Raw genomic sequence first — 7885 nt, forward strand, 5'->3', positions numbered from 1 at the left:
CCTGGGAGCCGTGCCCACAGGCACCCGACGATCTCGACACTGCATGGGGAGACAACGCGCCATGAGCGATGTACTGGAGCTGGTGGACGTATCCGTGGTCCGCGACGGGCACGCCCTGGTGGACGCCATCTCCTGGCAGGTCAAGGAGGGGGAGCGCTGGGTCATCCTCGGCCCGAACGGCGCCGGCAAGACCACCCTCCTCAACATCGCGTCCAGCTACCTCTTCCCGAGCACCGGCACGGTCACGATCCTCGGCGAGCGGCTCGGCGGCGTCGGCACCGACGTCTTCGACCTCCGCCCGCGCATCGGCATGGCGGGCGCCGCCATGGCCGAGAAGCTGCCCAGGCGCCAGACCGTCCTGCAGACCGTGCTCACCGCCGCCTACGGCATGACCGCCACCTGGCACGAGAACTACGAGGCCGTCGACGAGGAGCGCGCCCGCGCCTTCCTCGACCGCCTCGGCATGAACGAACACCTCGACCGCAAGTTCGGCACCCTGTCCGAGGGCGAGCGCAAGCGCACGCTGATCGCCCGCGCCATGATGACCGACCCCGAACTCCTGCTTCTCGACGAGCCGGCGGCGGGACTCGACCTCGGCGGCCGCGAGGACCTGGTCCGCCGCCTCGGCCGGCTGGCCCGCGACTCGTACGCCCCCTCCATGATCATGGTGACCCATCACGTCGAGGAGATCGCCCCCGGCTTCACCCACGTCCTGATGATCCGCCAGGGCAAGGTGCTGGCCGCCGGGCCCATGGAGACCGAGCTCAGTTCGCGCAACCTCTCCCTCTGCTTCGGCCTGCCGCTCGTCGTCGAGCGCACCGGCGACCGCTACACGGCCCACGGACTCCCGCTCTCCTAGCAGCTCGACCGTTCCTCGTCTCCTCGTCTCCTCGTCGCCGCATGCCGCCGCCGGGCGCCGACGGCGCACGCGAGGACGGCGGGGCCCGGGGCTCCCCGGGGCCCGTACTGCCCGGCGTCCGCTCGCGCGCTCTCCGCCACCGCGTTCTCCGCCACCGCGCTGTCCACTCGCGCACTGTCCGCGAGGGGCCTCACGGTCCTACCATGACCACGTGGACATCGACGCGTGGGTGTGGTGGCTGATCGGCGCGGCGGGCTTGGGCATCCCGCTCGTCCTGACGGCGATGCCCGAATTCGGCATGTTCGCCGTCGGAGCGATCGCCGCCGCGGTCGTCGCCGCGCTCGGCGGCGGCGTCGTGGCCCAGGTGCTGGTGTTCGTCGTGGTCTCCGTGGCGCTCATCGCCGTGGTCCGCCCGATCGCCGCCAGACACCGTTCCGACCGGCCGCAACTCGCCACGGGCATCGATGGGCTGAAAGGCCGTCAGGCCGTCGTCCTGGAACGGGTCGACAGCACCGGCGGCCGGATCAAGCTGGCCGGGGAGATCTGGTCCGCCCGGGCGCTCGACGGTGACCAGAGCTTCGATCCGGGCCAACAGGTCGATGTCGTCGACATCGACGGAGCCACCGCCGTCGTCATGTGACCGAATCCCTCACATGACAGCGCGCGTTCTGTCAGACTCGAAGTCGATCATCATGAGATCGAGGTCGCACGGGTACACGACCCCTCGTACGGTCTCGACCCCGATCACCGCGATCCGTCGGCAACCGAAGGGCAATGAGGGAACACGATGCAACCGATCATCATCGTCCTGATCATTCTGGTGGTGCTCGTCTTCATCGCCCTGATCAAGACGATCCAGGTCATCCCGCAGGCCAGCGCCGCCATCGTGGAGCGCTTCGGCCGCTACACCCGCACGCTCAACGCGGGCCTGAACATCGTCGTGCCGTTCATCGACACCATCAGGAACCGCATCGACCTGCGTGAACAGGTCGTTCCGTTCCCGCCCCAGCCGGTGATCACCCAGGACAACCTGGTCGTCAACATCGACACCGTCATCTACTACCAGGTGACCGACGCCAGGGCCGCCACGTACGAGGTCGCCAGCTACATCCAGGCGATCGAGCAGCTCACCGTCACGACGCTCCGCAACATCATCGGCGGCATGGACCTGGAGCGCACGCTGACCTCCCGCGAGGAGATCAACGCGGCGCTCCGCGGAGTCCTCGACGAGGCGACCGGCAAGTGGGGCATCCGCGTCAACCGCGTCGAGCTCAAGGCCATCGAGCCGCCCACCTCCATCCAGGACTCGATGGAGAAGCAGATGCGCGCCGACCGCGACAAGCGCGCCGCGATCCTCCAGGCCGAGGGCACCAGGCAGTCCGCGATCCTCACCGCCGAGGGCGAGAAGCAGTCCGCCATCCTGCGCGCCGAGGGCGAGGCCAAGGCGTCCGCCCTGCGCGCCGAGGGCGAGGCCCAGGCCATCCGCACGGTCTTCGAGTCCATCCACGCCGGGGACCCGGACCAGAAGCTCCTCTCGTACCAGTACCTCCAGATGCTCCCCAAGATCGCCGAGGGCGACGCCAACAAGCTCTGGATCGTGCCCAGCGAGATCGGCGACGCCCTGAAGGGACTCAGCGGCGCCTTCGGCAACCTCGGCAACGGCGCCCCCGGATTCGACACCGGCGGCGGCAAGGAACGCCGGGAGCAGCCCCCCGTCGAGTGACGCGTACATGCCCTCGTGCATGATCGGTGCACGACGCATCGACCATGCACGGGGGAGTCGCCATGACCATCTGGGAGATGCTCGCCGTCTTCGCGGCGGGCATCAGCGCCGGCACGATCAACACGATCGTCGGATCCGGAACGCTGATCACCTTTCCGGTGCTGCTCGCCACCGGGCTCCCCCCGGTGACCGCCACCGTCTCCAACGCGCTCGGTCTGATCCCCGGCGCGGTCAGCGGCGCCATCGGCTACCGCGCCGAACTCGCGGGACAGGGGCGTCGCGTCCTCAAGTTCGCCGTGGCGTCGCTGATCGGCGGTCTCACCGGCGCCACGCTCCTGCTGAGCCTGCCGTCCACGGCCTTCGAGACGATCGTGCCGGTCCTGGTGACCCTGGCCCTGGTGCTGGTCGTCCTGCAGCCCCGGATCAGCCGGGCGGTGCAGCGCCGACGCGAGCACCGCGGCGGTCCCACCCGCACCGACGGCGGCCCGCTGCTCTTCACCGGGCTGATGCTCGCCAGCGTCTACGGCGGCTACTTCACCGCCGCCCAGGGGATCATCTACCTCTCCCTGATGGGGATGCTGCTCGACGACACCATGCAGCGGCTCAACGCCGTCAAGAACGTCCTGGCCGCCGTCGTCAACAGCGTCGCCGCGCTCTTCTTCCTCTTCGTCGCGCACTTCGACTGGACGGCCGTCGTGCTGATCGCGGTCGGCTCCGCGCTGGGCGGCCAGATAGGCGCCAGGGTCGGCCGCCGGCTCAGCCCCACCGTCCTGCGCGCCCTCATCGTCGCGGTCGGCGCCGTCGCCATCGTCCAACTGCTGCTGCGCTGACGGCCCAAGGCCCGCCTCCGCGAGAAGACGGGCCTCCGGACGGGGCGGGGCCGGCACATGTACGGGCCAGGCGCACGTACAGTCACACCGCCGCGCGCCGACCGGCCTACGCGGCGGTGCGCTCCAGCCACTCCGGGAGCTCCGGCCGCTCACCGGCCCCCATCGCCAGCAGCATCGCCTCCGCCGGGGACGGCACGAACGGCTGCCGCAGCAGCGGCATCCCCGCCTCCTCCGGCGTCCGGGCCGCCTTGCGGTGGTTGTCCTCGGCACAGGACGCCACCGTGTTGAGCCAGGTGTCCTGGCCGCCCTGGGCGCGCGGCAGCACATGGTCGACGGTGGTCGCCCGCCGTCCGCAGTACGCGCACCGGTGCTGGTCCCGGACCAGCACCCCCCTCCTGGACCACGGCGCCTGTCTTCGGAACGGCACCCGTACGTACCGGCAGAGCCGGATCACCCTGGGCACCGGGATGTCGACGGCGGCGCCACGCATGCGGAGGCCGGGGCGCGACTGCTCGACGACGGCCTTGTCCTGGAGGACCAGCACCACCGCCCGGTTCAGCGTCACCGTCGACAGCGGCTCGAAGCTCGCGTTCAGCACCAGCGTGTCCCGCATCTCGCCCACCTCCCGTGTGCCGCCCGCCTCCTGGCGAGCCGGGATCAACTCTGGCCGCGCGGGCTGTGATGGACAACGCAATAAAAACTGCCCTGCCCCGGTCACTTCGGGACCAGGGCAGGGCGAACAGCGGGAGAACTCTCGGTTCCGGCGGCTACTCGGCGGGCCCCTCGTACTCGCCGATCAGCTGGGCGCGGCCCAGCGTGTGGAACCGCAGATTGAAGCCGACGACCGCGGGCGACGTGTCGCTGTCGACCCCCAGCTTCTCGGTGTCGACCGCGTACACGGTGAAGACATAGCGGTGGTTCTCGCCGGCCGGCGGGGCGGCGCCGCCGAAGTCCTTCGTCCCGTAGTCGTTCCGGGCGTGCACGGCGCCGGCGGGCAGTCCGGGGAACGCCCCGCCGCCCGCGCCGGCGGGCAGCTCGGTGACCGAGGCCGGGATGTCGAAGAGCACCCAGTGCCAGAACCCGCTGCCCGTGGGGGCGTCGGGGTCGAAGCAGGTCACGGCGAAACTCCTGGTCTCCGCGGGGAAACCCGCCCACCGCAGCTGCGGCGAGGTGTTCCCCGCCGCCAGCACCTGGGCGTCCGCCAGCACGCCCCCGGGGGCGAGGTCGTCGCTCACCACCGTGAACGACGGCACCTCGGGATGGAAGTCGTGCGGCAGCGGCGCCCTTTTCGGCTCGGTCACGTCAGCACCTCTCCTGATCACCCTGCTGCTGTCAGCAGGTCTCCCCCCGACCCTAGGGGTGTCTGACAAATACCTGCGGCCAAATACCTGCGGCGTCGCGGGGTCCGGCACGCACGCTCGCGGCGTTGCCGAACCGCCCACGTGGCTCCGCCACGCAGAGGCTCCGGAGTCTTGCGATCGCACGCACCGGACCCCGCTCCTTCTCCCGCACTCATTCATCAGACACCGCCTACTGATCTTTTCGTAAGTTCGGTGGGTGTGGTGGGCGGATGGTCAGGGCGGTATGACCGAGGAATGACCATGGCAATCGGGGGTTGGCGTTGATGCGGTGGATGCCTTGCTCGGTGGCGTCGGCGACATCGGCGAGGTGGTCGCCGGCGAGGTTGGCGAGTTCGCGCTTCTTGAGCGAGGACCACAGCAGTTCCACCGGGTTCAGCTCGGGAGCGTAGGCGGGTAATCGTTCCAGGGTGAGCCAGTCCTGTTCGGCGACCCAGGCCCGCATTGCCCGGCTCCAGTGGGCGGACAGGCCGTCCCGGACCAGGACCACTCGCTCGCCGCGGTAGAACGCCTTCATCTGCTCCAGGACCTCGATGAGTCCGGCGGTGCCGTAGCTGCCGGGCTTGAGGTGGAAGCACAGGCGCGCCCCGCGATGAGGGTCGGTGGAGTGGTAGCCCAAGGCCCCGGCCATCGACGCGCGCTTCCAGTTCAGGCGGTGCCGCAGGAGCGGAGTCCGCCCTCGGGGCGAGGAGGTGCGGCGGATCTGAGGGAGTGGGGAGACGCCTGATTCGTCGAGGAAGACGATCCAAGCACGTGTGTTCACGGCCCCTTCTTGATGCGCGGCCACTCGTGCGCGATCCAGCGGGCGATCTCCGACTCGTTCCGCTCGACCGCCCGCCGCTCGGGCCGTTGCAGGCTCCATCCGAGCCGGCCGGTCAGCAGCCGCCACACCGACGCCCTCGACAGCACCACCCCCGTTGCCCGGGTGACGACCGCGCCGACTCGTTCCAGGGTCCACAGGTCGGCCTCGAAGCCATGAGCCTGGGCACCTTGCTCCAACGCGGCCCGGACCATCTCGACCTGGGTGTCGTCCAGCTTGGGTGGGCGTCCGGTGGCTGCCCGCCGCCGAAGGGCCGAAGCACCGCCTTGCTCCCACACCCGCCGCCAACGCCGCACACTCTCGGCACACACCCCCACCGCCCTCGCGATCTCCGCATTCGAGACGCCGTCCTCGAACAACTCGACGGCCTGAACACGACGCGCCTCCGCCAACTGAGGCCGCGACAAAGGAGGAAGGGAGGGGCCGGCAAGCGAAGGGGAAGGTTGATAAGCCACCCCGACAGCCTCCCACCCACACGGCCACCACACCCACCGAACTTACGAAAAGATCAGTAGGACCAGAGCCCGGGATCAGGACCCTAGAACCAGTTGCGCCGACCGCCGACCTGGGCGAGCCACTGGTGGAGATACGCCGCCCAGTCCGTCGTGTGGAAGTCGTGCAGCCCCACCTGGAAGGAGCGGTAGGTGTCGCTGCCCTCGCTGAAGAGCCCCGGCTTCTTGTCCATCTCCAGGACGACGTCCATCTCGCGGCCGTCCGCGACGAACGACAGCTCGACCTGGTTCAGCCCGCGGTACTGCTGCGGCGGGTGGAACTCGATCTCCTGGTAGAACGGCAGCCGCTGGCAGGTGCCGCGGATGTGACCGCGTTCCATGTCGGCGCTGCGGAAGACGAAACCGAGCCGCCCGAAGGCGTCGAGGATGGCCTCCTGCGCCGGCAGCGGATGCACGTTGACCGGGTCCAGATCGCCCGAGTCCAGCGCCCGCGCGATCTCCAGCTCCGTGGTCACGCCGATGTGCATGCCGTGCAGGTGCTGACCCGCGAACATCGTGATCGGCGTCTCCCAGGGGATCTCCAGCCCGAACGGCACGACGTGCACCGCGCCCGCCCGCACCTCGAACTCGCCTCCGAGCCGCAGCTTGGTGAACTCGATGTCCTGCTTGGTCTCCGTGTCCTGCCCCTCGACCTCGACCCGGGCCTGCAGCCCCACGGAGAGACCCTCGATCCGCTGATCCACGCTTCCGCCCTGGATCCGCACCTCACCCTGGACGACCCCGCCCGGAACGACGTTGACTTCGGCCAGCTCGGTCTCGACCGAGGCACCACCGGCGCCCAGGCTGGCGAGCAGACGTTTGAAGCCCATGTGTGTTCTCCCCTCCTTGATCCTGCTCTCTGGATACGCTCCGCGGCCCGGGTCGGTTCCCGGTACCCTCGGACGTCATGACCGACGGGCCGGCACGCACACCGCTGAGACGCGATTTCTTCGACCGCCCCGTCCTGGACGTCGCCCCCGACCTGCTGGGCCGGACCCTGGTCCGCACCACCCCCGACGGCCCCATCGAGCTCCGCCTCACCGAGGTGGAGGCGTACGCCGGCGAGGCCGACCCGGGATCGCATGCCTTCAGGGGACGCACCGCGCGCAACAGCGTCATGTACGGGCCGCCCGGCCATGCGTACGTCTACTTCACGTACGGCATGTGGCACTGCCTCAACCTGGTGTGCGGCCCGGAGAACATGGCGGGCGGGGTGCTGCTCCGCGCGGGGGAGATCCAGGTGGGCGTCGAGCTCACCCGCGGACGTCGGATGTCGGCCCGCAATGACAAGGAACTGGCCAAAGGTCCGGCCCGACTGGCCACCGCCCTCGACATCGACCGCGCACTCGACGGCACCGACGCCATCGCCCGTCCCGGCGCCGCGCTGTACGTCCTGCACGGCACCCCGCCGCCCCGTGACCGGGTGCGCAACGGCCCGCGCACCGGGGTGGGCGGCGACGGGGCCGCACACCCGTGGCGGTTCTGGATCGACGGAGACCCCACGGTGAGCCCCTACCGGCCGCATGTGCCACGCCGCCGCGCAACTTGACTCGCCCATGCGGACCCCCTAGGGTGATCCGAGCCGTTTGAAACGAGAGCTGTTGTCGGCATGGTCCATCGGACCCGTCGGGACGTCTCGAAACGGCACACCTACGACACTCACCCTCGGGGTGCGTTCTTCGGCATGCCGTAATTCGGATCGATACAGCTCGATTATGAGTGGTCCGGAGAATCGGTTAATGTAGTGGACACGCCGAAAGGCAAAGGCCCTCCAATGGCCGCCGGAATTCAGAAATTCGGACCG

The 7885-nt window shown here is 69.6% G+C and carries 10 protein-coding genes; 5 read left to right on the forward strand and 5 right to left on the reverse strand.

Annotation, left to right across the window (positions count from 1 at the left end; all coding sequences use genetic code 11):
* Positions 1-61 precede the first annotated feature (61 nt).
* The 4 genes from WA762_RS14590 to WA762_RS14605 all read left to right on the forward strand — a co-directional run bounded on the left by WA762_RS14590 (position 62) and on the right by WA762_RS14605 (position 3412).
* On the forward strand, positions 62-859 hold the full coding sequence (locus WA762_RS14590) for an ABC transporter ATP-binding protein (protein WP_335936064.1): 798 nt from the start codon (positions 62-64) through the stop codon (positions 857-859).
* A 211-nt stretch (positions 860-1070) separates the two neighbouring features.
* Positions 1071-1499 (forward strand): NfeD family protein, encoded by a 429-nt coding sequence (locus tag WA762_RS14595; RefSeq protein WP_335936065.1) that lies wholly within the window; start codon positions 1071-1073, stop codon positions 1497-1499.
* A gap of 147 nt (positions 1500-1646) precedes the next feature.
* Positions 1647-2582: an SPFH domain-containing protein gene (locus WA762_RS14600; RefSeq protein WP_335936066.1), complete on the forward strand. Its 936-nt coding sequence runs from the start codon at positions 1647-1649 to the stop codon at positions 2580-2582.
* A 62-nt stretch (positions 2583-2644) separates the two neighbouring features.
* Complete coding sequence (locus WA762_RS14605) at positions 2645-3412, forward strand: sulfite exporter TauE/SafE family protein (RefSeq protein ID WP_335936067.1); 768 nt, start codon at positions 2645-2647, stop codon at positions 3410-3412.
* Positions 3413-3518: 106 nt separating this feature from the next.
* Here the strand turns inward: WA762_RS14605 and WA762_RS14610 are convergent, their stop codons facing one another.
* The 5 genes from WA762_RS14610 to WA762_RS14630 form a co-directional block, all read right to left on the reverse strand.
* A complete protein-coding gene (locus WA762_RS14610) occupies positions 3519-4025 on the reverse strand; it encodes an HNH endonuclease (RefSeq protein WP_335936068.1) in 507 nt (168 codons plus the stop codon).
* A 154-nt stretch (positions 4026-4179) separates the two neighbouring features.
* Positions 4180-4713 carry a YbhB/YbcL family Raf kinase inhibitor-like protein gene (locus tag WA762_RS14615; RefSeq protein WP_335936069.1) on the reverse strand — a complete coding sequence of 178 codons (534 nt, stop codon included), beginning with the start codon at positions 4711-4713 and terminating at the stop codon, positions 4180-4182.
* 229 nt (positions 4714-4942) lie between these two features.
* Complete coding sequence (locus WA762_RS14620) at positions 4943-5533, reverse strand: transposase (protein ID WP_335936070.1); 591 nt, start codon at positions 5531-5533, stop codon at positions 4943-4945.
* A complete protein-coding gene (locus tag WA762_RS14625) occupies positions 5530-6078 on the reverse strand; it encodes a winged helix-turn-helix domain-containing protein (protein WP_335936071.1) in 549 nt (182 codons plus the stop codon). The genes WA762_RS14620 and WA762_RS14625 overlap by 4 nt, the downstream gene beginning before the upstream one ends.
* Positions 6079-6128: 50 nt before the next feature.
* Positions 6129-6911, reverse strand: a complete 783-nt coding sequence (locus tag WA762_RS14630; protein ID WP_335936072.1) for a sporulation protein — start codon at positions 6909-6911, stop codon at positions 6129-6131.
* A gap of 77 nt (positions 6912-6988) precedes the next feature.
* Here WA762_RS14630 and WA762_RS14635 point away from each other — a divergent pair, with 77 nt between their 5' ends.
* Entirely contained in the window at positions 6989-7630 is a 642-nt protein-coding gene (locus WA762_RS14635; protein WP_335936073.1) for a DNA-3-methyladenine glycosylase, read from the forward strand.
* Positions 7631-7885: the final 255 nt, after the last annotated feature.

It is taken from the genome of Streptomyces tyrfis, assembly GCF_037034285.1.
GTDB lineage: Bacteria > Actinomycetota > Actinomycetes > Streptomycetales > Streptomycetaceae > Streptomyces.